This window comes from Buttiauxella sp. B2 (assembly GCF_006376615.1).
GTDB lineage: Bacteria > Pseudomonadota > Gammaproteobacteria > Enterobacterales > Enterobacteriaceae > Buttiauxella.
Genome location: NZ_VEXQ01000030.1, coordinates 1 through 25774, shown reverse-complemented (window position 1 = coordinate 25774; position 25774 = coordinate 1). Strand labels below are relative to the sequence as shown.

Below are 25774 nucleotides of genomic sequence, written 5' to 3'. Positions count from 1 at the left end.
TGAGGGTTGTATGAAATTTCTGGTTACCGGCGCAGCAGGTTTTATTGGATTCCATGTTAGCGAACGTCTGCTGGCGGCCGGTCACCAGGTTATCGGTATCGATAACCTGAACGACTATTATGATGTCAATCTGAAGCAAGCTCGTCTTGATCTCCTCGCTCCTCATTCTTCATTCCGTTTCGATAAAATTGACCTTGCCGATCGTAATGCCATGGCAGAATTATTCGCCACAGAGAAATTTGATCGCGTGATTCATCTTGCAGCGCAAGCGGGTGTACGTTATTCCATCGATAACCCTCATGCTTATGCGGATTCAAACTTGGTTGGGCATTTAAATGTCCTTGAAGGTTGCCGCCATAATAAAGTAGGGCATCTGCTATATGCGTCATCCAGCTCAGTATATGGACTGAACCGTAAACTCCCATTCTCCACTGATGACCGTGTCGATCATCCAATTTCATTATATGCGGCAACCAAAAAAGCTAACGAGTTGATGTCACATACATACTCACACTTATATGGATTGCCGACGACAGGTCTGCGTTTCTTCACAGTTTATGGCCCGTGGGGGCGCCCGGATATGGCGTTATTTAAATTTACACGCGCGATTGTTGAAGGAAAGAGTATTGATGTTTACAACCACGGGGAAATGCGTCGTGATTTTACTTATATCGATGATATTGCCGAAGCGATTGTGCGTTTACAGAACGTCATTCCACAAGCCAATGCAGAGTGGACTGTAGAACAAGGAACGCCTGCGACCAGTTCTGCACCTTATCGGGTATATAACATAGGTAATAGTAATCCAGTGACATTGATGGATTATATTACGGCCCTGGAAAATTCTTTGGGTAAAATCGCTCAGAAGAATATGTTACCAATGCAACCAGGCGACGTGCTCGAAACCAGCGCAGACACACAAGCGTTATATGAAGTCATAGGCTTCAAGCCACAGACCGCCGTCAATGATGGCGTACAGCGCTTTGTAGACTGGTATAAGACCTTCTATAAAGTCAGTTGATACAGAAAGGTCATGTGCTGTGAGATGTGCAGTGAAATGAAAAAGGGAAGCCTGGCTTCCTTTTTTTATGGCATTTGTTATCGAAATTAAATGCACAAAACAAAAATCCCGCCGAAGCGGGATTTAATAAGCAGCACTAAAAGCAAAAATTAGGCAATCAGGAAGTCTTCCAGTTTCTTGCCTTGTTCTTCCATTGCTTTTTTGATTACTGCTGGGGTACGGCCCTGGCCAGTCCAGGTTTTGCTTTCGCCGTTTTCGTCGATGTACTGATATTTAGCTGGGCGTGCAGCGCGTTTCGCTTTGCCTGCAGATTTAACAGCAGCCATGCTATTCAGTAATTCATTAGGATCAATGCCGTCAGCAATCAGCATTTCACGGTATTGTTGCAGTTTACGAGTGCGTTCTTCAATTTCTGCTGCAGCAGCATTATCTTCTTCACGACGTTCGGTAACAACAACTTCTAATTTTTCCAGCATTTCTTCCAGCGTTTCCAGGGTACATTCTCTGGCTTGTGCACGAAGAGTACGGATGTTGTTCAGAATTTTAAGTGCTTCGCTCATTTTAGTAATCTCAATCTTATATTGATGGTTGGCTTGTTGGGCTAATAATAGAGGCTTAAATTAAGTTCTGCAATAGGGTGTAATGTAAGGAATTCAAAATTACATAATATTTTGTCGATTTATAAAAGGGTATTAACTTAAATTTTGCCTTGCATATGGGGTTAACAAAACGTGGATAACTCACTTTTTCTACAACAACCCTGATAGTGCCAGGGGTTGTTGGCGTGCTAAATTGAGGCATAACAGCATTAATGGTGAAATATCAACCTTTGGTATTATTGCCTGTAACGGTGAATATTCTTAATAGATATTTATTATTAGAGATTCAATGAGTTCCCCGAATAGCATTGAAAACGCAGTAAACTCCGTAAGTTAAGTACAGCGTGATGAGTATCAAACATCTGAGATTTTCAGGTATAACTCGCTGAGATTTATATATCAGCGAGTTGATGCAGGGTTTTTTTCTTACATACATCAGGTAAGGGCAACTCTGTAACGGCTTATGATATAATCGGTGTTAATAATATTTACATTTTAACTCAGGCTCGCTGACCAATGGCACAACTCTACTTTTACTATTCCGCAATGAACGCAGGTAAATCTACGGCATTACTGCAATCCTCATACAACTATCAAGAACGCGGAATGCGTACACTGGTGTATACCGCAGAAATTGACAATCGGTTTGGCTCTGGAAAAGTGAGTTCGCGTATTGGATTGTCGTCGCCTGCCAAGCTCTACAGCGGTACAACCCAGTTATTCAATGAAATACGTGATGAGCATCAGCAAGATGCCGTGCATTGTGTTCTGGTTGATGAATGTCAGTTTCTGACACGAGATCAAGTGCTGGCGTTATCAGACGTCGTTGACGAATTAGATATTCCAGTATTGTGTTATGGCTTACGTACTGATTTTCGGGGCGAATTATTTGGAGGCAGCCAATATTTATTGGCGTGGTCAGACAAATTAGTGGAATTAAAAACTATTTGTTTCTGTGGCCGTAAGGCAAGTATGGTGTTGCGCCTTGATCAGGAAGGTCGTCCCTATAACCAGGGGGAGCAAGTAGTTATCGGCGGTAATGAACGTTATGTGTCGGTTTGCCGGAAGCATTACAAAGAAGCGTTACAAAACGGCTCTCTACAAGGCATCCAGAGCGTATAACAACAATCACGAAGGGGGCAGAGTGACCTGCCTCTAATATCGCTGTGGAATGTGTTGTGCTGTGATATTAAAAAACAGATATAAAAAAACCCGCCGAAGCGGGTTTTTTATTAGGCATTAACAATTAAGCGGTTTTCTTCGCTTTTTTGTCAGCTTTAGCAGCTGGAGCAGCTTCTTTAGCAGGAGCAGCTTCGTTGCCTTCTGAGAATTCACGACCGTAGAAGGTATCCATCAGAATTTGTTTCAGTTCAGAGATCAGCGGGTAACGCGGGTTAGCACCGGTACACTGGTCATCGAACGCATCTTCAGACAGTTTATCAACGTGAGCCAGGAAGTCAGCTTCCTGAACACCAGCTTCACGGATGGACTTAGGAATACCCAGTTCAGCCTTGATGCTGTCAAGCCATGCCAGCAGTTTCTCAATCTTAGCGGCAGTACGGTCGCCCGGTGCGCTCAGACCCAGATGGTCTGCGATTTCAGCATAACGACGACGCGCTTGTGGGCGGTCATACTGGCTGAATGCAGTTTGCTTAGTTGGGTTGTCATTCGCGTTATAACGGATAACGTTGGAAATCAACAGGGCGTTCGCCAGACCGTGAGGAATGTGGAACTGTGAACCCAGTTTGTGAGCCATTGAGTGACACACACCCAAGAAGGCGTTCGCAAACGCGATACCCGCGATGGTCGCAGCGTTATGTACACGCTCACGAGCAACTGGGTTTTTAGAGCCTTCGTTGTAAGATGCTGGCAGGTTTTCTTTCAGCAGTTTCAGTGCTTGCAGAGCCTGACCGTCAGAGAATTCGCTCGCCAGTACGGAAACGTAAGCTTCCAGTGCGTGGGTCACTGCATCCAGACCACCGAATGCGCACAGGGACTTAGGCATATCCATCACCAGGTTGGCATCAACAATCGCCATATCTGGAGTCAGAGCATAGTCAGCCAGTGGGTATTTCTGACCTGTTGCATCATCAGTTACAACCGCAAACGGAGTCACTTCTGAACCTGTACCGGAAGTGGTAGTAACTGCGATCATTTTCGCTTTTACGCCCATTTTCGGGAACTTGTAGATACGCTTACGGATGTCCATGAAGCGCAGTGCCAGTTCTTCGAAGTGAGTTTCTGGGTGCTCGTACATAACCCACATGATTTTCGCAGCATCCATCGGGGAACCGCCGCCCAGCGCGATAATCACGTCTGGTTTGAAGGAGTTCGCCAGCTCAGCACCTTTACGTACTACGGACAGAGTTGGATCAGCTTCTACTTCGAAGAAGACTTCGGTTTCAACGCCAGCTGCTTTCAGAACAGAAGTGATCTGGTCTGCATAACCGTTGTTGAACAAGAAACGGTCGGTAACGATCATCGCACGTTTGTGACCATCAGTAATCACTTCGTCCAGCGCGATTGGCAGAGAGCCACGGCGGAAGTAGATAGATTTCGGAAGTTTATGCCACAACATGTTCTCAGCTCGCTTAGCAACGGTTTTCTTGTTGATCAGGTGCTTAGGACCCACGTTCTCAGAGATGGAGTTACCACCCCATGAACCACAACCCAGAGTCAGGGAAGGCGCGAGTTTAAAGTTGTACAGGTCACCGATACCACCCTGAGAAGCCGGGGTGTTGATCAGGATACGTGCAGTCTTCATTTTGTCGCCGAAGTGCTTAACGCGCTCTGGCTGGTTGTCCTGGTCGGTGTACAGACAAGAGGTATGACCGATACCACCCATCTCAACCAATTTCTCAGCTTTAACGACAGCATCTTCGAAGCTCTTAGCACGGTACATAGCCAGAGTTGGGGACAGTTTTTCGTGAGCAAACGGCTCAGATTCGTCAACAACACTAACTTCACCAATCAGAATCTTGGTGTCAGCTGGAACGGTGAAGCCTGCCAGTTCAGCAATTTTAGTTGCTGGCTGACCAACGATAGCTGCGTTCAGTGCGCCGTTTTTCAGGATGATGTCCTGTACAGCTTTCAACTCTTTACCCTGCAGCATGTAGCCGCCGTGGGATGCAAAACGATCGCGCACTGCGTTATAAGCAGAGTCAACAACGATAACTGATTGCTCAGAAGCACAGATTACGCCGTTATCGAAGGTTTTGGACATCAGGATAGAAGCAACAACACGTTTGATGTCAGCAGTTTCGTCAACAACAACAGGGGTGTTACCTGCGCCAACGCCGATTGCTGGTTTACCGGAGCTGTATGCTGCTTTAACCATGCCTGGACCACCAGTTGCCAGAATCATGTTGATATCTGGGTGGTGCATCAGTGCGTTAGAAAGCTCAACAGATGGCTGGTCAATCCAACCGATCAGGTCTTTAGGTGCACCGGCAGCGATCGCAGCTTGCAGAACAATGTCTGCTGCTTTGTTGGTCGCGTCTTTTGCACGTGGGTGTGGAGAGAAGATGATTGCGTTACGAGTCTTCAAGCTGATCAGAGATTTAAAGATAGCCGTTGAAGTTGGGTTAGTCGTAGGCACGATACCGCAGATGATGCCGATTGGCTCAGCGATGGTGATAGTCCCGAAAGTGTGGTCTTCATCCAACACACCGCAGGTTTTCTCATCTTTATAGGCGTTGTAGATATACTCAGAAGCAAAGTGGTTTTTGATCACTTTATCTTCAATGATACCCATGCCAGATTCGGCAACGGCCAGTTTCGCGAGAGGGATTCGAGCATCAGCGGCAGCCAGAGCGGCGGCGCGGAAGATTTTATCAACTTGCTCTTGAGTAAAGTTGGCATATTCACGCTGGGCTTTCTTGACGCGCTCTACGAGTGCGTTAAGTTCAGCGACATTAGTTACAGCCATAATGCTCTCCTGATAAATGTTAAACTCTTTTAGTAAATGAGCTGCTCGAGACGACAGTATAGTCAGCGGGCAACAGCTTGCGTAAAAGACGGGCCACGACTATCCAAAAACTTCCCAAAACATCTTGCTGATTTACTAAAAGAGCCTTATCGAAAAACCTATTCATCGTGTGAATCATATGCTCTTCAGATGCATCCAAGAGTACTCACTTCTGAGTAGGTTTTTTGTGATGTAAATCACATAATTCTAAGGCTGACTCCATTCAGCACGACAGATTCAGGTTATTGATAAGTCTTTAAAATTTTCGTCACAACGATAGCAAAACAAATTACCATATTTTCAACATGTGAGTAACAATATCGTTTAATCTCGCATTTACTTATAAAAGTAGTTATCTATGCTAAGAAAGTGCGTAGCGCTAGCACCTGTTTTCCATTACATTACGCCGGCCTTTGCTACTTTATTTGCGGAGTTTTGAGTGGCTCAATCCTTGTTCGATTTGCCAACCTATTTTAAGTTCTTTATTGGCTTGTTCGCGCTGGTTAACCCAGTGGGTATCATTCCAGTTTTCATCAGTATGACCAGCTACCAAACGGCGTTGGCGCGGAATAAAACAAACCTTACCGCGAATCTGTCGGTAGCGATTATTTTGTGGACCTCGCTCTTCCTCGGCGACGGTATTCTGCAATTATTTGGTATATCAATAGATTCCTTCCGTATTGCTGGCGGTATCCTGGTGGTCACCATCGCGATGTCGATGATCAGCGGTAAACTAGGGGAAGATAAACAGAACAAACAAGAAAAATCGGAAAGTGCTATCCGTGAAAGTGTTGGTGTAGTGCCATTGGCCTTACCGTTAATGGCAGGCCCAGGTGCAATCAGTTCCACCATCGTTTGGGGCACGCGTTACCATAGTTGGAATTATTTAATCGGTTTTACGATAGCTATTGCACTCTTTGCTTTCTGTTGCTGGCTGGTATTCCGCCTTGCGCCATTGCTAGTACGCCTGCTTGGGCAAACCGGTATCAACGTCATTACTCGTATTATGGGGTTGTTATTGATGGCTCTGGGAATTGAATTTATTGTGACGGGCCTGAAAACTATCTTCCCAGGACTATTAAGTTAGTTCTGCTGAAACTTACATTTGAAAAAGCAGAATAACGATTCTGCTTTTTTTTTGTTAGCTTCTTACCATTCGCTTATTTTACGTTCATTTTTTCTATTACCCATAAGAAAATCTTTCATAAGAAAATGCTTTGGAAACCGGGCATTATCGGTCTTCATCTTTGTCTGCTGTACATAAAACTGACAATTAATTCGTTATTTAACTCACACTATACAATGATACTTGCTGCGGCTTTATTGAAATGATATTAGTTAATCAAGCAGTCTTGCAGATGAATGTGCTAAAAAAACAACCAATTGTTAAATTTTTGTAAATTAAGGTGTGGTGCTGCAACGGTATGCGGTTGCTAGTCGAATAGTTACCATTATCTTTTTATTTTTTAGTGTGTTAACTCGATAACCTCTACCAGTGTATGACCATGAAAAAACCGACTCTACTTATATAAAAGAGAAATGGTTAACAAATTTGCAAATTGTATTGGCGAGCATCAGATGCTTTTGATACTTTCCGGGCAACACAATTATCTGAAAAATGTTTCATTTACAGACGACTCATCAAATTCAACCTCGGAACAGGGTAGGTTGATAAAGAATCGACGGAGCAGGGCGCCACAAAGAGCGTCCCCCAAATAAAGTCGGTGATAGCAAGCAATAACAGAAGTAAAGCCTGGCAGTCGCATAACGCTCTTGTGCTGTTAAGGAACCCCAAGGGGAAGAGGCTGGCTTTCGGGTCAGTAATTATAATGAGTGGAGTATCAACACAATGTCCATCATCACAAAAAAAAGTCTGATAGCAGCAAGTATTTTAACCGCGCTAATCGTTGGTAACGTTGCCAAGGCGGCAGATGTTCCAGCTGGTGTTCAATTGGCAGAAAAGCAAACGCTGATTCGTAACAACGGCGCAGAGCCACAGTCACTTGACCCGAACAAAATTGAAGGTGTTCCTGAGTCAAACGTCAGCCGCGATCTCTTTGAAGGTCTGCTGATTACCTCCCCAACTGACGGACATCCGGTCCCGGGTGTAGCAGAATCCTGGGATAACAAAGATTTTAAAGTTTGGACTTTCCATCTGCGTAAAGACGCAAAATGGTCCAATGGCGACCCGGTTACCGCGCAAGATTTCGTCTATAGCTGGCAGCGTTTGGTTGATCCAAATACCGCTTCTCCATATGCAAGCTATCCGCAATATGGTCATATCGTTAACGTTGATGAAATCATCGAAGGTAAGAAAAAACCAAGCGAGCTGGGCGTTAAAGCCATTGACGACCATACACTGGAAGTGACTTTGAGTGAGCCAGTTCCTTACTTCTACAAACTGCTGGTTAACCCAGCGATGTCACCGGTAAACAAAACCGCCATCGAGAAGTTTGGTGAGAAGTGGACTCAGCCTGCAAACATTGTCTCTAACGGTGCATTTAAACTGAAAGACTGGGTTGTTAACGAACGTATCGTGATGGAGCGTAATACCAATTACTGGAATAACGCTAAGACGGTCATTAACCAGATTACCTACCTGCCAATTTCTTCTGAAGTTACCGATGTTAACCGCTATCGCAGCGGTGAAATCGACATGACATATAACAACCTGCCAATTGAGTTGTTCCAGAAACTGAAGAAAGAAATCCCAACAGAAGTTCATGTTGATCCGTACCTGTGTACTTACTACTACGAAATCAACAACCAGAAAGCTCCGTTCACAGATGCACGAGTTCGTACCGCGCTGAAACTGGGTCTGGATCGCGACATCATCGTGAATAAAGTCAAAGCACAGGGCGACCTGCCTGCTTACGGTTATACCCCTCCTTATACTGATGGCGCGAAACTGACTAAACCTGAATGGTTTGGCTGGACGCAAGAAAAACGCAACGAAGAAGCTAAGAAGTTGCTGGCTGAAGCGGGCTACACCAAAGACAAACCACTGACTTTCGACTTGCTGTACAACACATCTGATCTGCATAAAAAACTGGCTATTGCAGCAGCATCTATCTGGCAGAAAAATCTCGGCGTGAACGTGAAGCTGGTAAACCAGGAGTGGAAAACCTTCCTGGATACTCGTCACCAGGGTAACTACGATGTAGCGCGTGCTGGCTGGTGTGCTGACTACAACGAACCGACTTCTTTCTTGAATACAATGCTCTCTTCAAGCTCTATGAACACCGCGCATTATAAGAGCCCGGCATTCGACGCCATTATGGCTGAGTCTTTGAAAGCGACAAATGAAGCACAACGCAGCGCGTCGTACGACAAGGCTGAGCAGCAACTGGGTAAAGATTCTGCAATCGTTCCGGTTTATTACTATGTGAACGCCCGTCTGGTGAAACCATGGGTTGGCGGTTATACCGGTAAAGACCCGATGGATAATATCTATACTAAAGATATGTATATCATCAAACATTAATGGCAATTCGTGGGGCAGGGCGTAGAACGCTCTTGCCCCATCGTGTCTTATTTCATACTTCTTAAAGGCACACGCCAGAAGGTACGGGCAATGTTGAAATTTATTCTACGTCGTTGTCTGGAAGCAATTCCGACACTCTTTATTCTAATAACGATTTCTTTCTTTATGATGCGTTTGGCTCCGGGAAGTCCTTTTACCAGTGAGCGCGCGCTTCCGCCTGAAGTTATGGCAAACATCGAAGCGAAATATCATTTAAACGATCCGATCACGACCCAGTATTTCAGCTATTTGAAGCAACTGGCCCACGGTGACTTTGGCCCTTCATTTAAATATAAAGACTATTCAGTTAATGATTTGGTCGCTTCAAGCTTCCCTGTTTCTGCCAAATTAGGCGCAGCTGCATTTATCTTTGCTGTGGTCTTAGGTGTTTTTGCCGGGGTTATTGCTGCACTGAATCAAAATACCAAATGGGATTATGCTGTTATGGGGGTTGCCATGACCGGGGTCGTTATCCCCAGTTTCGTGGTCGCGCCGCTATTAGTTCTGATATTTGCTATCACGCTAAAATGGCTACCCGGGGGCGGATGGAACGGCGGTGCCATTCAATACATGATCCTACCGATGGTTGCATTATCTTTGGCCTATATCGCCAGTATCGCGCGTATTACTCGTGGCTCAATGATTGAAGTCCTGCACTCTAACTTTATCCGCACTGCACGCGCTAAAGGGTTACCGATGCACCGCATTATTTTGCGCCACGCATTGAAACCTGCACTGTTACCTGTGTTGTCTTACTTAGGCCCAGCCTTCGTTGGTATCATCACAGGCTCTATGGTTATTGAAACTATCTATGGGTTACCCGGTATTGGTCAGTTGTTCGTAAACGGGGCGTTGAACCGTGATTACTCTCTGGTTCTGAGTCTCACCATTTTGGTGGGTGCGCTAACTATTCTGTTTAACGCGATTGTTGACGTGCTCTACGCCGTTATCGATCCGAAAATCCGTTACTGATACTGGAGTTCGCCATGATGTTGAGTAATAAAAACAGCGAGGCGCTGGAAAACTTCACTGAAAAACTGGAAGTGGAAGGTCGTAGCCTTTGGCAGGATGCGCGTCGCCGTTTTATGCATAACCGTGCTGCGGTTGCCAGTCTGATTGTGTTGGCGCTTATCGCACTGTTCGTGACTTTTGCACCGATGCTGTCGCAGTTTAGTTATTTTGATACCGACTGGGGAATGATGTCGGCCGCACCTGATATGGAATCAGGCCACTACTTCGGTACCGACTCCTCGGGTCGTGATTTACTCGTTCGTGTGGCTATCGGTGGTCGTATCTCGCTGATGGTTGGCGTAGCTGCGGCACTTGTTGCGGTAATCGTTGGGACTTTATACGGTTCTATGGCGGGTTATCTGGGCGGCAAAACCGACTCCGTGATGATGCGTTTGCTGGAAATCCTTAACTCCTTCCCGTTTATGTTCTTCGTTATTCTGTTGGTCACCTTCTTTGGGCAAAACATCCTGCTGATTTTTGTCGCCATCGGGATGGTCTCCTGGCTGGATATGGCGCGTATTGTACGTGGCCAAACGCTGAGTCTGAAACGTAAAGAGTTCATCGAAGCCGCTCAGGTTGGAGGGGTGTCTACCGCCAATATCGTGGTTCGTCACATTGTGCCAAACGTACTGGGTGTCGTAGTAGTTTACGCTTCACTGTTGGTGCCGAGCATGATCCTGTTCGAATCTTTCCTGAGCTTCCTCGGTCTGGGTACGCAAGAACCATTAAGTAGCTGGGGTGCATTGCTGAGTGATGGTGCAAACTCGATGGAAGTTTCACCGTGGCTGCTGATGTTCCCGGCAGGCTTCCTCGTCATTACCCTGTTTTGTTTTAACTTTATCGGCGATGGCCTGCGTGATGCCCTCGACCCGAAAGATCGTTAAGGAGTGCCGCAATGAGCACAATTGAAAATCCTGCGGTGGTTACTCCACTGAGCCAGACTTCTACGTTGTTAGACGTAAAAGATCTGCGAGTCACCTTTGGTACACCAGACGGTGATGTTACTGCGGTAAACGATCTGAATTTCAGCCTGCGAGCCGGTGAAACACTAGGCATCGTGGGTGAATCCGGTTCCGGTAAATCGCAAACAGCCTTCGCTTTGATGGGCTTGCTGGCAGCGAATGGCCGTATCGGCGGGTCTGCTAAATTCAATGGTAAAGAAATTCTTAATCTGCCGGAAAACCAACTCAACCGCCTGCGTGCGGAGCAGATTTCGATGATTTTCCAGGACCCAATGACGTCGCTGAACCCTTACATGCGTGTTGGGGAGCAGTTGATGGAAGTGCTGATGTTGCACAAAAAATTGGGTAAAGCAGAAGCATTTGAAGAATCTGTTCGTATGCTTGATGCGGTTAAAATGCCTGAAGCACGTAAGCGTATGCGGATGTTCCCACATGAGTTTTCCGGGGGTATGCGTCAGCGCGTGATGATTGCAATGGCGCTGCTGTGCCGTCCTAAATTGCTGATTGCGGATGAACCCACCACGGCGTTGGACGTGACTGTTCAGGCGCAAATCATGACGTTACTCAACGAGCTTAAGCGCGAATTTAACACCGCGATTATCATGATCACCCACGATCTGGGTGTTGTGGCGGGGATCTGCGACAAAGTACTGGTGATGTATGCCGGACGTACGATGGAATATGGTCAGGCGCGGGACGTGTTTTATAACCCGGTTCATCCTTATTCTATCGGCCTGCTTAATGCGGTACCGCGTCTGGATGCCGAAGGCGAATCATTACTAACGATTCCTGGTAACCCACCAAACCTGCTGCGTTTGCCGAAGGGTTGTCCGTTCCAGCCACGTTGCCCGCACGCCATGGAAATTTGTAATACGGCTCCGCCACTGGAGCAATTTGGTGAAGGCCGCTTGCGCGCCTGCTTTAAACCGGTGGAGGAATTAGTATGAACGCAGTAACTGAAGAGAAAAAAGTTCTCTTAGAGATAGCCGACCTCAAGGTTCACTTTGATATCAAAGACGGCAAGCAGTGGTTCTGGCAACCGTCCAAAACGCTGAAAGCCGTCGATGGTGTTACGCTGCGTTTATATGAAGGTGAAACGCTGGGTGTGGTAGGGGAATCGGGTTGCGGGAAATCGACTTTTGCTCGTGCCATTATCGGTCTGGTAAAAGCAACCGAAGGCCGAGTGGCCTGGTTGGGTAAAGATTTGCTGGGCATGAATCCGCAAGAGTGGCGCGACGTACGTAGCGACATTCAGATGATTTTCCAGGACCCGCTGGCCTCATTAAACCCGCGTATGAACATTGGCGATATTATCGCAGAGCCGCTGCGCACCTATCATCCGAAAATGTCGCGTCAGGAAGTCCGTGACCGTGTGAAAGCGATGATGATGAAAGTTGGTTTGCTACCAAACCTCATCAACCGTTATCCGCATGAGTTTTCAGGTGGCCAGTGTCAGCGTATCGGTATTGCTCGTGCGCTAATTCTTGAACCAAAATTGATCATCTGTGACGAACCAGTTTCGGCGCTGGACGTGTCGATTCAGGCACAAGTGGTAAATCTGCTGCAAAAGCTGCAACGTGAAATGGGGCTGTCACTTATCTTCATCGCGCATGATTTGGCGGTGGTAAAACACATTTCAGACCGTGTTCTGGTGATGTATTTAGGCCATGCGGTTGAGTTGGGCACCTATGACGAGGTGTACCATAATCCACTGCACCCTTACACCAAAGCGTTGATGTCCGCAGTACCCATTCCTGACCCGGATCTCGAGAAAAACAAAGTTATCCAGTTGTTGGAAGGGGAATTACCGTCACCGATTAACCCGCCGTCAGGTTGCGTATTCCGCACTCGTTGCCCAATTGCCGGGCCGGAATGTGCTAAAACACGACCGGTGTTGGAAGGCAGCTTCCGACATGCTGTTTCCTGTCTTAAGGTAGACCCGCTATAATCTCGCAGGGCTGGCATGACGCCAGCCCTTTTTATAGGCGAGGCTTTTTGTGACAGGGAAAAAAATTTCTTTCCGACAGCGCTGTTATCGCACCTTATTTGATCAGCGTACCCTTTCAGGGCGCCGCTCTGAAGCGATATGGGGCCTGCTGGCACTGCTCAGTGTCATCACCGTTTTTATCGAATCCAGCATTGGTAACCAGGTTACATTCACGCCCACTCAGTGGCGTTGGTTTATCGCCATCGAAATTGGTTTTACCCTTGTTTTCACCGTTGAATATTTATTGCGCGTCTTGACCTGGCCCAGGCCGGTAGATTATGTATTCAGTTTCTGGGGCTTTATCGATCTGGCGACGATTTTGCCGCTCTATGTTTTGTGGCTTTGGCCAGAACTTGCCATTCATTATTTCTTCGCCTGGCGAGCCATGCGTGCCATTCGCGTTTTACGCATCCTGAAATTGCTACGCTTAATGCCTGCGTTAAACAGTTTATGGCGTGCGGTAGTGAATGCGCGTCATCAGCTGATCATCTTCTATGCGTTTATAGCCATTGTGTTAGTGACGGCTGGCGCACTGATGTATAGCATTGAAGGTGCGGTGAATGGTTTCACAAGTCTGGGAGTAAGTGTTTATTGGGCAGTTGTGACGGTCGCGACTGTCGGTTACGGTGATATTACACCGCATACGTCTTTAGGACGGCTGGTGGCTTCGTTGTTAATCCTGATTGGCTACTCGGTCATCGCAATTCCGACCGGGATTTTAACTGCGCAAATGACGGCAGAGTTGCAGCGCAAACGACTTGAACGAAAGTGCTCACATTGCCATCAGCAGGACCATGAAGTTAATGCGCTGTTTTGTAAATCGTGCGGGGCGGAACTACCGACAATCGGTGAGAAATAGCGCGGCAGAGCCGCGCTATAACGCTTATTCGCGCCAGAGGATATGGCAGAGTTTGTGATCTTTTTCGCGGCACAGCAGCACGCGGGCAAAGATATCATTGAGTTCACCGCCGTCGGTGTCGGCAAGGCCAATCACCACTTCGGCGAAGAAATCAGGATTCAGGTCAAAATCCACATGCTCCTGCCAGTCTTCGGCTGGGTCAAACAGCTCAGCACCGCCGCGTTCTTCAAATTGAAGGTTGAATAAAATCACATCTGCCGGGTCGAGGTTATCTACCGCCAGTTCAAGAAAAATATCGTAGGCCTGCTCAAGTGTTTCATCTTCTGTCAGGCGGTTGTTCAGATCCATGTCTATTTCCACTTATCGAGTGCTGATGCGCCACGTTTTACAGCAACGGGCTAAAGAAGTAAAACAGTCGCTCTACCACGCGCTGCCACATCGGTCGCTTTACCCACAAACGCTGGTCAACCAACCGTGAGCGGGAGATATAATCGTCCTGCACGGCGGCAAGATCGCTGGCAAAACCGGAGTCGTCTATTACCAGGGTTATCTCGAAATTGAGCCACAAACTGCGCATATCCAGATTCACCGTTCCCACCAGGCTTAGTTGCCCATCGACCAGTACGCTCTTGGTATGCAACAACCCGCCTTCGAATTGATAAATCTTCACTCCAGCAGCCAGCAGTTCGGTAAAGAATGCGCGGCTTGCCCAACCCACCAGAACGGAATCATTTTTGCGTGGAATGATAATGCTTACGTCAACACCTCGTTGTGCAGCCGTACAAATTGCGTGTAGCAAATCATCGCTGGGCACGAAATAAGGGGTCGTCATAATCAAATATTCACGTGCGGCATAAACCGAGGTTAATAGTGCCTGGTGAATTAAGTCTTCAGGGAAACCAGGGCCGGACGCAATGGTGTGAATGGTGTGCCCCGTCGCTTCTTCAAACGGCATGATATTCGCATCTGGAGAGGGCGGCAGAATACGTTTGCCGGTTTCAATTTCCCAGTCGCAGGAATAGACAATCCCCATGGCTGTTGCGACAGGGCCTTCCATGCGCGCCATCAAATCGACCCATTGACCGACGCCTGCATCTTGTTTAAAGAAGCGCGGGTCGACGAGGTTCATACTACCGGTGTAGGCGATGTAATTATCAATCATCACCATTTTACGGTGCTGGCGTAAATCCATGCGCCTAAGGAACACGCGCATCAGATTTACTTTGAGCGCTTCGACAACTTCCACGCCTGCATTGCGCATCATGTTAGCCCATGGGCTGCGGAAGAATGCAACGCTTCCAGCGGAGTCGAGCATTAAGCGGCAATGAATGCCTCGACGAGCGGCGGCCATCAGTGACTCCGCTACTTGATCGGCTAAACCACCGGGCTGCCAGATGTAAAACACCATCTCGATGTTATGGCGAGCCAGTTGAATATCACGAATCAAGGCATGCATTGTTTCGTCAGAAGTGGTGAGCAACTGGAGCTGATTGCCTTTTACGCCACCAATCCCCTGGCGGCGTTCGCACAGTTGGAACAGTGACCTGGCAACTTCACTATTATCTTCGGCGAAGATATGTTTGCAGCTTTTAAGATCGTTCAACCATTTGGCGGTGGAAGGCCACATGGCGCGCGCGCGTTCGGCACGGCGCTTGCCCAGATGTAATTCACCAAATGAGAGATAGGCGATTATCCCGACCAACGGAAGAATATAAATAATCAGCAGCCATGCCATAGCGGAGGGAACTGCACGACGTTTCATTAAAATTCGTAGCGTCACGCCAGCAATTAGCAGCCAGTAACCTAAAAATATCAGCCAACTAACGACTGTATAGAAGGTTGTCATAGTTCAATAATCCTTTAGAAACCGTATGCTTTTGAGTTTACGCACAACTGCCAAAGGTTGACACTAAAACTAATCGTAAAACGGCTGGCCTGGAAGGAAGAAGACACTATAATGGCGCGTCTTACATGTAACCAGGGTCGTAAAAATGAGGCGTAGTAGAACTGAGGTCGGACGGTGGCGTATGCTTCGTCAGACACAACGGCGCAGATCGCGTTGGCTGGAAGGTCAGTCACGCCGCAACATGCGTATTCACGCCATCAGAAAGTGCCAGGCAAACCGCCAACGTAATTCATTGCTGTTTGCCATTCACGATCAATGGGCGTCGTAAAGAAAAGGGCACCGCTTGCGGTGCCCAGTATCATTTTCCCCAAACTGTAATCCTCCCGCAAAATCTCACTTACCCTTCTTTATAATCTAAAAAATAGTCGTCCATTTTTCGGTTGTCTTAGGCATAGTCAAAGCGCCAGTATCCTCTGCATAAAGTAGAAAACAGAGGAAAGAAGATGGAAGCCACAGTACGGCATCAACAGAGCAAACTATTGTTACTGGCTAATGTATGGGGGAATCTGGAATATAACCCAGTGATTAAAGGTGTTCAGCCATGAAAGTGAATGATATTGCTCAATGCGATACCTGGTATCATGCTCTGGTGGCTCGTGCATCAGACTATACCGGTGTCTTTTTTGTTGGTGTAAAAACAACGGGTGTATTTTGCATTTCTACCTGCCGTGCGCGTAAACCCAAACGGGAAAATGTCGAGTTCTACGATGACATTAAATCGGTATTGAATGCGGGTTTTCGCCCATGCAAAATTTGCCGCCCGACTGAAAATGCCTGCACAGCACCGCAGGTGGTCGAACAGGCAATCAGTCTGCTTCGTGTTGACCCCAAAGCCCGCGTCACTGACTGGCAACTCCGCCAGCAAAACATCAGCCCGGAACGAGTACGCCGTTGGTTTATACAAAATCATGGTATGACCTTTCAAGCCTACCAGCGCATGCTGCGGGTAAATACGGCACTGCAAGAACTGAAAGGTGGGCGCACAACGACAGATGTCGCTTTCGACAGTGGCTATGAATCGCTAAGTGGATTTGGGTACACCTGCAAAAAACTCACGGGTAGCGCACCCAGTGAGACTGCGCAGGTTATTTTGATTCACCGCATCACGACGCCAATCGGCCCGATGTTTGTCTGTGCGACGGAGCAAGGAGTATGCCTGCTGGAGTTCGTTGACCGACGGATGTTGGAGAGTGAATTCAGTGAGTTGCAGACACGCCTGAAGGCAAAAATAATCGCCGGTGAAAATGCTCATACTCGCCAGGCGGAAAGAGAGATTACGGAATATTTCTCTGGTGCTCGACACAATTTCACGCTAACGCTTGATACTCCCGGCAGTGCATTTCAGCAATCGGTTTGGCAGCATTTGCAAAATGTCCCTTATGGCGCGACCGATCATTATCAGGGGCTGGCTGAAAAAATGGGTAATCCCGCAGCCGTACGTGCTGTGGCGGGGGCGAACGGAGCCAATCGTATTGCGATTGTGATCCCGTGCCATCGAATCATTGGTAAAGATGGTTCATTAACTGGTTATGGTGGCGGCCTGGCACGTAAAAAATGGCTTATTGAACATGAAAGGAAATTTGTTAGCGGGGGGTAGCCTGGATAAAAAGGCACGACTCATTAGCATATTAAAGCCGTGCTTTTTTGATAATTATTTGAATTAAAATACTTTTTTGTATGGTTTTATCGCAACTTGCTTATACACACCCGCTGCGTTGTAAGGGTCCGCATCAGCCCAAGCTTGGGCATCTTCCTGTGAATCAAACTCAGCAATGACCGTTGAACCGGTAAAACCCGCCGCCCCTGGGTCGTTACTATCGACGGCTGGCATTGGCCCTGCCGTTAACAGGCGACCCTCATCACGTAACAGTTGTAGCCGTGCCAGATGGGCAGGGCGCACGGCCAGGCGCTTTTCGAGAGAGTCGGCATTATCTTCCGCATAAATGACATACAGCACGTGCAGCACTCCTTATTGATATGAGATATGTAAAATACGGTAAGTGAATGGAGCTAAGACTGCAATTGAAAGATAAACAAGATGTTAAATCACGGCGAAGAATGAGGGAAAATCCAGCATCTGGCAGGAAAATGAGCAAGTTTATTCGATGCGTTGTTGAATATGATTGTTATTTGCATTTAAAATTAATGCCTGTTTAAGATACCTAAGCCATTATGACGTCAATGACCCTTGATTTACCTCGCCGCTTTCCGTGGCCGACCGCACTCTCTGTCGTGCTACATGGCGCTGTAGTTGCGGGGTTGCTCTATACCTCGGTACATCAGGTTATTGAGTTGCCAGCACTTGCGCCGCCAATCAGCATCACTATGGTTACCCCGGCTGAGCTCGAACCGCCACAGCCTGAAGTAGTGCAGCCACCACCAGAACCGGTAGCGGAACCTGAGCCTGAACCGATTCCTGAGCCGCCAAAAGAAGCGCCGGTAGTCATTCATAAGCCAGAGCCGAAACCAAAGCCAAAACCAAAACCAAAGCCGGTGAAAAAGGTTGAACAACCGAAGCGTGACGTTAAGCCGGTTGAGCCGCGCCAGACAACACCTGTGACTAACACTGCCCCTGCACGCCCGGCACCGGTGGCAAAAACCGCCCCGGTAGCGTCGGCTGCACCGGTTGCGACAGGGCCGCGCGCGCTTAGTCGTAATTCACCGCAGTATCCTGCCCGCGCCCATGCGTTGCGGATTGAAGGCAAAGTGCGCGTGAAATTCGATGTGGGTGCTGATGGTAGTGTCAGCAATGTGACGGTACTTTCTGCACAACCAGCCAACATGTTCGAGCGCGAAGTGAAAATGGCGATGAAAAAATGGCGTTACGAAAGTGGTAAGCCAGGGCAGGGTTTGATTGTCAACGTTGTGTTCAAGCTTAACGGCGGGACAACGATGGAGTAACCAAACTCCTCGCAGCAATAAAAACGGAACCCATGGGTTCCGTTTTTATTGCTTAATAAGAAATGCTTACATAAACGTATAACTCAAATTCACACCCACGCCATAATTGCGCCCCGGTGCGGGTTCATAGTAGCGGCCGTTACCTTCATTAACGATAACGGAGCCGACATACTCGCGGTCAAATAAGTTATCGACGCGTCCCCAAACATCCAACAGCCAGCTTTCCTGAATACGAAGTTTATAGCCAGTGTTAAGGGAGGCTACAGTGTAAGCTGGTGCTTGCGCGGTATTCTCATCATTGGCCTGAATATCACTCATATAACGCACATCCGCTCCCGCATAGAAACCTTCTGGTGGCGCGTATTCAAGCGAAGCGTATCCCATATTTTGCGCGATGCCGGGGATGCGATTACCTTCGCAGTTATCATCTCCACAGGTGTTGCTGCGGTAGATTGCATCCAGATACGTCCACGCCATTTTCACACGCCAGTCGTAACCCAGTTGACTATCGGCAGAAAGCTCCACACCACGCCGACGCGTTTCACCCGCATTTTTGTAGGTGGTACGCCCGCCGCTACTTTGGTCGGCAACAATTTCATCGTCGGTATCTGTCTGGAACACTGCTGCGGTCAGCAAGCTATTGCCAACACGCGTTTTACTGCCGACTTCCAGGGTATCGCTGGTGGAAGGTTTTAAACCGAAATTTAAACCAGATTGGCCGTTGTCGCGATACGAGAGTTCGTTAATGGTCGGCGTTTCAAAGCCACGACCCGCTGATGCATAAACATTCCACGCCTCAGTCAGTGCGTATTTCAATGCCGCAGCAGGCAACCATTTGTGATAGCTGGCATCTCCGCTGTCATCACCATTTACACCAGTGATGTACTGATCATTTGAATCGAAGTAAACCGAACTAAAACGGATACCCGCATCAAGACTCAGTTTATCGGTGAGCTGCCATGCGGTTTGCAAATAAGGATCCACGTTCCACATGAGATTGCGTTCGTCACGGCGCAGACTGCCTTTCTCACCCAGCACTGTAGAGCCATTTTCCACGACAAAGTTTTCATATCCTTTGCGCTTTTCTGACAGGGTTTCGTAATCAAGCCCGGTGGTTAACGTCACAGGAATGGACAGCAGGTTGCCACGGTGTGTCCAGCGCGAATCTATACCCTGATAGTGGCGTGAAAGTTCAATGACACCGCCAGGATGTGTCGGGTTTAACTGCGGAACGACGGGAATTGACTGGTATTGCGTGGTTTCACGCACACCTGCATACATCATTACACTCAGGTCATCGCTGGCCGTTAACTGGCGGTCATAACGCAGTCCTGCCTGAGTTTGTTTTGTTGTCTTTCGTGTATTGTATTGTTCGGCGCGTGGTGCCTGAGTGGGATTATCGCGCCATTCCTGCTCGGTTAAACCGCCCGGATCATTGGCATCAATATCTACGCTATTTAGCAGTAGCGTTAGTTTACTGGCTTCATTGAGGCGTACACCCAACTTAGCGTTGCCGAGATTTTTTTGCGCACTGCTGTGGTCGCGATAACCATGCGTGGTGAAACGCGAAGCGGAAACAGCATAATCGACATCGCCTGCTTGTGTACCATCACCGGTTGCGCCTGTCGCTTTAATGCTGTTGCGCCAGCTTCCGAAACTGCCGTAATAGCTGCTGGCTTCAAAGGTCGGCGGTTGTGTCCCGGTTGTGGTGCTGACATTAATTACGCCACCCGACGCGTTGCCATACAACGCCGAGAACGGGCCGCGCAACACCTCAACGCTTTCAACGCTATTGATATCGATATTCGAGGTTTGCCCCTGCCCGTCGGGCATGGTGGCGGGAATACCGTCTACATACATTCGGATCCCGCGCACACCGTAAGTCGAGCGCGATCCAAATCCGCGAACCGAAAGTTGTAAATCTTGCGCATAGTTCTGGCGATTCTGAACCTGAAGCCCCGGCACGCTGCTCAGGCTTTCTGAAAGATTAACGCGTGGTGCCGCCTGGCGCATATCATCGCCATTGACGACACTTACCGCTGCTGGCGTGTCCAGTTCGGAAATCGTGCCTTGTGTTGCGGTAACGACCATCGTGTCTTCGGCAGCAAGTACTGGAAGGGCAAAAGACGAAAGGGCCGGGACTAGTATCAGTGGAAGATAAATCTTTCCATGGTGCACAATTTTCATCAGACATTTTCACTGGTGGGAGCATTTTACGTTCCGGACGAACCATCTGGAACATTCAAGCGTGTATGTTAATACTTGTGATGAATGTTTGAAAAGTGTTAACGGCACATAACGTTAACGCAAGTTTTTATCAATAAAAGAATTTTGCGAGTATTTGTGCGGCAGTTCACCAGCCAGGCCGGTTGTCTTCAGCGCAACGTTGTGAAATTAAGAATTGTGAACAGCAAAAAGGGCAGAAAAATATTTTTCTGCCCTTAATTTTTCACACACTCAGCGGCGTATAAATTAAATGAATGATTTACTTATGAGTGGGATCTTCTTTATGCGCCAACTCATGTACGCGCTTACGTGTACCAAACCAACCCAACACCAGGACTACCGCAATCAGTGGGATTGATGCAATGGTGTAGGTTCCGTTGGGATAATCGAAGGCCATCAGTACCAGCACACTGAACAAGAACAACAGCGTCAGCCATGAGGTAAACGGCGCACCCGGTAACTTAAAGCTGACGTCGGCCGCTTTGCCTTCTTTAATCGCTTTGCGTAAGCGCATCTGACAAACCATGATAAACGCCCAGGAAGAGATAATGCCCAACGAGGCGACGTTAAGCACAATTTCAAATACTTGCGAAGGCACAAGGTAGTTCAGCAGCACGCCAATCACATAAATCCCAAGCGTGACCAGAATCCCGGCATAAGGGACTTGTTGCTTGCTCATTTTCGACATGAATTTAGGTGCCGAGCCGCCCATCGACATCGAGCGTAAAATACGACCCGTGGAATAGAGGCCAGAGTTCAGGCTCGACAGCGCCGCCGTTAGCACGACCATATTCATGATGTCGCCAATATAAGGCACGCCAAGTTTAGAGAAAAACGTCACAAATGGGCTTTGCCCAGCCTGATAAGCAGTCCATGGCAGCAATAAAACCAACAATGTTACAGAGCCGACGTAAAACAGTCCTATACGCCAGATAACGCTGTTAATCGCTTTCGGCACCATCGTCTGCGGGTCTTTACATTCCCCCGCGGCGGTCCCAACTAGCTCTATAGACGCGAAGGCAAACACTACGCCCTGGATGAGCACCAGCGCGGGTAACAGGCCATGAGGGAATAACCCACCATTATCGGTAATTAAATGGAAACCCGTTGTGTTGCCATCGAGCATTTTTCCGCTGCCAAGGAACACTGTCCCGACTACCAAAAAGGCGACGATAGCGAGGACTTTGATAAGCGCGAACCAGAACTCCATTTCAGCAAACCATTTCACGCCAATCATATTCATGGTGCCGACAATCCCAAGTGCACACAGGGCAAATACCCATTGCGGTACATCTCCGAACGCGCCCCAGTAATGCATATAAAGCGCCACGGCGGTAATGTCGACGATGCCTGTCATCGCCCAGTTAACAAAGTACATCCAGCCTGCGACGTAAGAGGCTTTTTCACCGAGGAACTCGCGGGCATAAGAGACGAAACTACCGCTTGACGGGCGATGGAGCACCAGCTCACCCAGCGCACGGAGAATGAAAAATGAGAAGATCCCGCAGACCAGATACACTAGCGCCAAAGCGGGGCCAGCCATTTGCAGGCGAGCACCAGCACCCAAAAAGAGGCCTGTACCAATCGCACCGCCGATGGCAATCATCTGTACCTGACGATTGCCCATCGCTTTGTGATAGCCGGAATCATGTGAATTTAGCCAGCGCCGTTTCGCCGCGTGCTTCTCCGCTTCGGTTTTTTGTGTTGCGTTCATGTTATCCCTGTCTCCTGATTAATAAGTCTCCGTAACTGCCTGGCTTTTTATTATTTCAATGCCATAACAAAACGGGCGCCAGATCCTATCCAGGATTATTAACGGACGCTAATATCTTTTGTGACAAAAGGTAGAGATAACAAGCGATGACTGAAAAACAATCAGGCCATCGCTGAAAGCAAAAACTAGCGGCGTACCCAACTTAGTTCGTAGTGGTAATGTTGTTTATCGAGCAAATATTCTGGTGAAACGCTTGGGCTCCAGGAATCATCGCCGCCAACACCCATATGGAAACCATCCAGATTTAACCAACTTCCAGCCTCTTCAACCAACAAATGACGATGCGAGGTTTCGCGCAATTGTTGCTGGCTAAAACGGCTGATGTTGAAGTGGAAATTCCCACGCCAGAGATTGCCGCCATACCCAAGCTTCTGCGTATCGCAGCGCAGGCCATTTTCGGTGGGGAAAACATAGGGTGTATACAGTTCGCCAAGTGGGCGCTTCCAGCTTGCGAAAAGCGCTGATTGCTTGCGGTCAGGATAGTTTTCATGTGGCCCTAATCCCAGCCAGCAGACTTCGGAATGAACTTGCGACAACTGGCAGGTTAGCCCGATACGCGCAGGTGGAGGTGTTCCAAATGCGATATCTACATCCACACTAATATGGAGTTCGCCCTGGCAATCAATTCGCCAGGTCTTGCGGCTGATAAACAACGTTTTTCCATCATGTTTCCAGCTATGAATCGTACGTATCAGCACTTCATTTGCCAGCGCTTCGGCTTCACAGGATTCCAGCTGTGACTCCAGTTGATACATTCCGGCGGCTTTCCAACGCTCAACCCAGGCGTTAGGGTCAATGCGTGTCACTTCGCTAACGCCGATATCGTTATCTAACGGTGCTCGGGTGAATTGATCTTGCAGCGGTTGTAGCAACGCTGGCTGTTGTGCTGTCCACCACTGGTTCAATAATCCCGTTTCACGCTTGAATTGCCAGTGATGGCGACCAAGACGAATATCAAAATGGCAATGACTGATTTCCAGTTCGGGTGTTTCACCGTTAAAAGGCAGTGCGGTTGCGGTGAGAATGCCGGGCAGTTGCCACTGATCCCATGCGCAAATATGCCCGGCTTCAGACCAGGGCGTAGCGTTAATTTGCTGAATTTTCACCGTCAGCCACACATCACCACTGTGGGTAACATCAGGCAGGGAATCGAAGATGACCGTTTGTTTGCCCTCGGGGGCGATATTCAGCAGAACTTCACCTTCAGCGAGCATTTCACCAGCTTGCGAAATTTGCCAGATTAGTTGCTCGTTATCGCTGTGACGGAACAAATATTCGCTAGTTATCTCAAGTCGTAATGGGTTTTCTCGTTTTAATTCAAACTGGAAAAATTGTTGCGCTTGCAGGGCTTCGTAAAGGGCTGGATGCGGTGTGCGGTCAGCAAAAACCAGACCATTCATGCAAAATTGGCGATCGTTAGGCTTGTCACCAAAATCACCGCCGTATGCAGAAAACGGCTTGCCGTTTTCGTCATGCTTAATTAGCGATTGATCAACCCAATCCCAGACAAAACCGCCTTGTAGGCGTGGGTACTGGCGGAATGCCTGCCAGTATTTGTAGAAGCCGCCAAAACTGTTGCCCATGGCGTGAGCATATTCACACAGAATCAACGGGCGCGTTTCGTCCGGCATTCCAATCCACTTTTTAATCGACCATTTTGGTACGGCCGGGAAGGGCTGATCCTTATCGACTCGCGCATACATCGGGCAAATAATATCAGTTGCTGCACTGTTGGCTCCGCCACCTTCGTACTGAACCGGGCGCGAAGGGTCGACGGATTTAATCCAGCGATAAAGTGCATCGTGATTTGCACCATGACCGGACTCATTGCCCAGCGACCAAATAATAATAGAAGGATGGTTAATGTCGCGTTGCACCATGCGTGTGACGCGCTCTGTCATCGCGGGAAGCCAGGTAGGATCGTCGCTCAGACGATTCATTGGCACCATGCCGTGGGTTTCAATGTTCGCTTCATCCACCACATACAGGCCGTAATGGTCGCACAGGCGATACCATAAAGGATGGTTCGGATAATGGGAGCAGCGCACCGCGTTGAAGTTATGCTGCTTCATGAGCAGAATATCCTGGCGCATGGTTTCTTCGTCCATCACCTGGCCATTTTTTGGGTGATGTTCATGGCGGTTGGTGCCGCGAATCAGTAATGGTTTACCGTTGAGCTTCAACAAACCTTGATGGATTTCAACTTTACGGAAACCAACGTCATAAGCTTCCGCTTCAATAGTGTTACCTAAACAATCTTGCAAAATCACCACGGTACGATAGAGGTTGGGTTCCTCCGCGCTCCATAACAAAGGGTGGGCAACCGCTAATCTGAGCGTCGTTCGGTCACAATATGCGCCACGTTCATCAATAATCTCGCTGCCCAACGTTTGCCGCTGCTCGCCAATGCGTTGCTCGCCTTGCCACAGTTGTACCGTTATTTGTAATGCGTTCGCGGTTACACCTTCCACCATCGCCTGCGTTTCCAGCACGGCGTGGCTAAAATCTTCATTTAAATGCGTGGCAATTCGCACATTGCTCAATTGAGTTGCGGGTTTATGCAACAGAGTGACATCGCGGAAAATACCGCTCATCCGCCACATATCCTGATCTTCAAGATAGCTGCCGTCACACCAGCGCAATACCATCACGGCGATGCGGTTTTGCCCTGGATGGAGAACATCGCTAAGGTCGAATTCAGACGGCAGGCGACTGTCCTGCCCATAACCGACCCAGTTTCCATTACACCAAAAATGGAACGCCGAATTCACACCATCAAAAATAATACGTGTCTGGCCGCTATCCAGCCAGGATTGTTCAATATTGAATGTGAGCGAGTAACATCCAGTAGGATTGTCTTGTGGAACAAAAGGTGGAGTGACCGGAATAGGATAGGTGACATTAGTATAAATGGGCGCATCGAAACCATGAATTTGCCAGTTTGATGGAACGGGCAAACGTTGTGCATCGGGTAAATCATGCTCAAGCCAATTTTCAGGAACACTCTCAGGTTGGCTGAAATAACTAAACTGCCAGTC

20 protein-coding genes are annotated in these 25774 nt (G+C 48.1%); 12 read left to right on the top strand and 8 right to left on the bottom strand.

The features are described 5' to 3' along the window. The first annotated feature begins 10 nt into the window (after positions 1-10). A complete protein-coding gene (locus FH968_RS21185; protein ID WP_139883076.1) occupies positions 11-1021 on the top strand; it encodes an NAD-dependent epimerase in 1011 nt (336 codons plus the stop codon). Between the two features lie 149 nt (positions 1022-1170). Here the strand turns inward: FH968_RS21185 and hns are convergent, their stop codons facing one another. Beyond that, on the bottom strand, positions 1171-1581 hold the full coding sequence (gene hns / locus FH968_RS21180; RefSeq protein ID WP_139883074.1) for a histone-like nucleoid-structuring protein H-NS: 411 nt from the start codon (positions 1579-1581) through the stop codon (positions 1171-1173). A gap of 555 nt (positions 1582-2136) precedes the next feature. On the opposite strand from hns, the gene tdk reads away from it, so the two are divergent. Beyond that, a complete protein-coding gene (gene tdk / locus FH968_RS21175) occupies positions 2137-2742 on the top strand; it encodes a thymidine kinase (RefSeq protein ID WP_139883072.1) in 606 nt (201 codons plus the stop codon). A 124-nt stretch (positions 2743-2866) separates the two neighbouring features. Here the strand turns inward: tdk and adhE are convergent, their stop codons facing one another. Further along, the gene (gene adhE, locus FH968_RS21170) at positions 2867-5548 is read right to left on the bottom strand and encodes a bifunctional acetaldehyde-CoA/alcohol dehydrogenase (RefSeq protein WP_139883070.1); all 2682 of its coding nucleotides are present in this window, start codon (positions 5546-5548) and stop codon (positions 2867-2869) included. Between the two features lie 478 nt (positions 5549-6026). On the opposite strand from adhE, the gene FH968_RS21165 reads away from it, so the two are divergent. The 7 genes from FH968_RS21165 (at position 6027) to FH968_RS21135 (ending at position 13929) form a co-directional block, all read left to right on the top strand. Beyond that, complete coding sequence (locus FH968_RS21165; protein WP_064547324.1) at positions 6027-6674, top strand: YchE family NAAT transporter; 648 nt, start codon at positions 6027-6029, stop codon at positions 6672-6674. Between the two features lie 762 nt (positions 6675-7436). Then, a complete protein-coding gene (gene oppA, locus FH968_RS21160) occupies positions 7437-9071 on the top strand; it encodes an oligopeptide ABC transporter substrate-binding protein OppA (RefSeq protein WP_139883068.1) in 1635 nt (544 codons plus the stop codon). A gap of 90 nt (positions 9072-9161) precedes the next feature. Further along, positions 9162-10082 carry an oligopeptide ABC transporter permease OppB gene (gene oppB / locus FH968_RS21155; RefSeq protein WP_139883066.1) on the top strand — a complete coding sequence of 307 codons (921 nt, stop codon included), beginning with the start codon at positions 9162-9164 and terminating at the stop codon, positions 10080-10082. Between the two features lie 14 nt (positions 10083-10096). Beyond that, positions 10097-11005 carry an oligopeptide ABC transporter permease OppC gene (gene oppC, locus FH968_RS21150; RefSeq protein ID WP_139883063.1) on the top strand — a complete coding sequence of 303 codons (909 nt, stop codon included), beginning with the start codon at positions 10097-10099 and terminating at the stop codon, positions 11003-11005. 11 nt (positions 11006-11016) lie between these two features. After that, positions 11017-12030 (top strand): ABC transporter ATP-binding protein, encoded by a 1014-nt coding sequence (locus tag FH968_RS21145; protein WP_139883061.1) that lies wholly within the window; start codon positions 11017-11019, stop codon positions 12028-12030. Beyond that, on the top strand, positions 12027-13031 hold the full coding sequence (oppF, locus tag FH968_RS21140) for a murein tripeptide/oligopeptide ABC transporter ATP-binding protein OppF (RefSeq protein ID WP_139883059.1): 1005 nt from the start codon (positions 12027-12029) through the stop codon (positions 13029-13031). Before FH968_RS21145 ends, oppF begins: the two co-directional genes overlap by 4 nt. 49 nt (positions 13032-13080) lie before the next feature. Further along, entirely contained in the window at positions 13081-13929 is an 849-nt protein-coding gene (locus tag FH968_RS21135) for an ion transporter (protein ID WP_139883056.1), read from the top strand. Between the two features lie 24 nt (positions 13930-13953). Here the strand turns inward: FH968_RS21135 and FH968_RS21130 are convergent, their stop codons facing one another. Both FH968_RS21130 and cls read right to left on the bottom strand, forming a co-directional pair. Further along, positions 13954-14283, bottom strand: coding sequence for an HI1450 family dsDNA-mimic protein (locus tag FH968_RS21130; protein WP_139883093.1), 330 nt, complete (start codon positions 14281-14283; stop codon positions 13954-13956). Positions 14284-14314: 31 nt separating this feature from the next. Then, positions 14315-15775: a cardiolipin synthase gene (cls, locus tag FH968_RS21125; protein ID WP_139883054.1), complete on the bottom strand. Its 1461-nt coding sequence runs from the start codon at positions 15773-15775 to the stop codon at positions 14315-14317. Between the two features lie 145 nt (positions 15776-15920). Between cls and FH968_RS21120 the strand changes: the two genes are divergently transcribed. Continuing rightward, on the top strand, positions 15921-16103 hold the full coding sequence (locus FH968_RS21120) for a YciY family protein (RefSeq protein WP_139883052.1): 183 nt from the start codon (positions 15921-15923) through the stop codon (positions 16101-16103). Positions 16104-16376: 273 nt separating this feature from the next. Beyond that, positions 16377-17432: a bifunctional transcriptional activator/DNA repair enzyme AdaA gene (locus FH968_RS21115; protein ID WP_139883050.1), complete on the top strand. Its 1056-nt coding sequence runs from the start codon at positions 16377-16379 to the stop codon at positions 17430-17432. A 63-nt stretch (positions 17433-17495) separates the two neighbouring features. Here FH968_RS21115 and FH968_RS21110 read toward each other — a convergent pair whose 3' ends face one another. Continuing rightward, entirely contained in the window at positions 17496-17792 is a 297-nt protein-coding gene (locus FH968_RS21110) for a YciI family protein (protein WP_139883048.1), read from the bottom strand. Positions 17793-18016: 224 nt separating this feature from the next. Here FH968_RS21110 and tonB point away from each other — a divergent pair, with 224 nt between their 5' ends. Further along, entirely contained in the window at positions 18017-18736 is a 720-nt protein-coding gene (tonB, locus tag FH968_RS21105) for a TonB system transport protein TonB (protein ID WP_139883091.1), read from the top strand. A 66-nt stretch (positions 18737-18802) separates the two neighbouring features. On the opposite strand, the gene pqqU is transcribed toward tonB, so the two are convergent. The 3 genes from pqqU to FH968_RS21090 form a co-directional block, all read right to left on the bottom strand. Next, a complete protein-coding gene (pqqU, locus tag FH968_RS21100) occupies positions 18803-20923 on the bottom strand; it encodes a TonB-dependent receptor PqqU (RefSeq protein WP_139883046.1) in 2121 nt (706 codons plus the stop codon). Positions 20924-21221: 298 nt separating this feature from the next. After that, positions 21222-22676, bottom strand: coding sequence for an L-asparagine permease (gene ansP / locus FH968_RS21095; RefSeq protein ID WP_139883043.1), 1455 nt, complete (start codon positions 22674-22676; stop codon positions 21222-21224). Positions 22677-22861: 185 nt separating this feature from the next. Continuing rightward, positions 22862-25774, bottom strand: a 2913-nt coding sequence (locus tag FH968_RS21090) for a beta-galactosidase (protein WP_139883041.1), incomplete at its 5' end; no start/stop codon positions are given.

Bases quoted from the DNA above. Each gene is read 5' to 3' on its own strand.
- FH968_RS21185 (WP_139883076.1), top strand. From the start codon at position 11: ATGAAATTTCTGGTTACCGGCGCAGCAGGTTTTATTGGATTCCATGTT.
- hns (WP_139883074.1), bottom strand. From the start codon at position 1,581: ATGAGCGAAGCACTTAAAATTCTGAACAACATCCGTACTCTTCGTGCA.
- tdk (WP_139883072.1), top strand. From the start codon at position 2,137: ATGGCACAACTCTACTTTTACTATTCCGCAATGAACGCAGGTAAATCT.
- adhE (WP_139883070.1), bottom strand. From the start codon at position 5,548: ATGGCTGTAACTAATGTCGCTGAACTTAACGCACTCGTAGAGCGCGTC.
- oppA (WP_139883068.1), top strand. From the start codon at position 7,437: ATGTCCATCATCACAAAAAAAAGTCTGATAGCAGCAAGTATTTTAACC.
- oppB (WP_139883066.1), top strand. From the start codon at position 9,162: ATGTTGAAATTTATTCTACGTCGTTGTCTGGAAGCAATTCCGACACTC.
- oppC (WP_139883063.1), top strand. From the start codon at position 10,097: ATGATGTTGAGTAATAAAAACAGCGAGGCGCTGGAAAACTTCACTGAA.
- FH968_RS21145 (WP_139883061.1), top strand. From the start codon at position 11,017: ATGAGCACAATTGAAAATCCTGCGGTGGTTACTCCACTGAGCCAGACT.
- oppF (WP_139883059.1), top strand. From the start codon at position 12,027: ATGAACGCAGTAACTGAAGAGAAAAAAGTTCTCTTAGAGATAGCCGAC.
- cls (WP_139883054.1), bottom strand. From the start codon at position 15,775: ATGACAACCTTCTATACAGTCGTTAGTTGGCTGATATTTTTAGGTTAC.
- FH968_RS21120 (WP_139883052.1), top strand. From the start codon at position 15,921: ATGAGGCGTAGTAGAACTGAGGTCGGACGGTGGCGTATGCTTCGTCAG.
- FH968_RS21115 (WP_139883050.1), top strand. From the start codon at position 16,377: ATGAAAGTGAATGATATTGCTCAATGCGATACCTGGTATCATGCTCTG.
- tonB (WP_139883091.1), top strand. From the start codon at position 18,017: ATGACCCTTGATTTACCTCGCCGCTTTCCGTGGCCGACCGCACTCTCT.
- pqqU (WP_139883046.1), bottom strand. From the start codon at position 20,923: ATGAAAATTGTGCACCATGGAAAGATTTATCTTCCACTGATACTAGTC.
- ansP (WP_139883043.1), bottom strand. From the start codon at position 22,676: ATGAACGCAACACAAAAAACCGAAGCGGAGAAGCACGCGGCGAAACGG.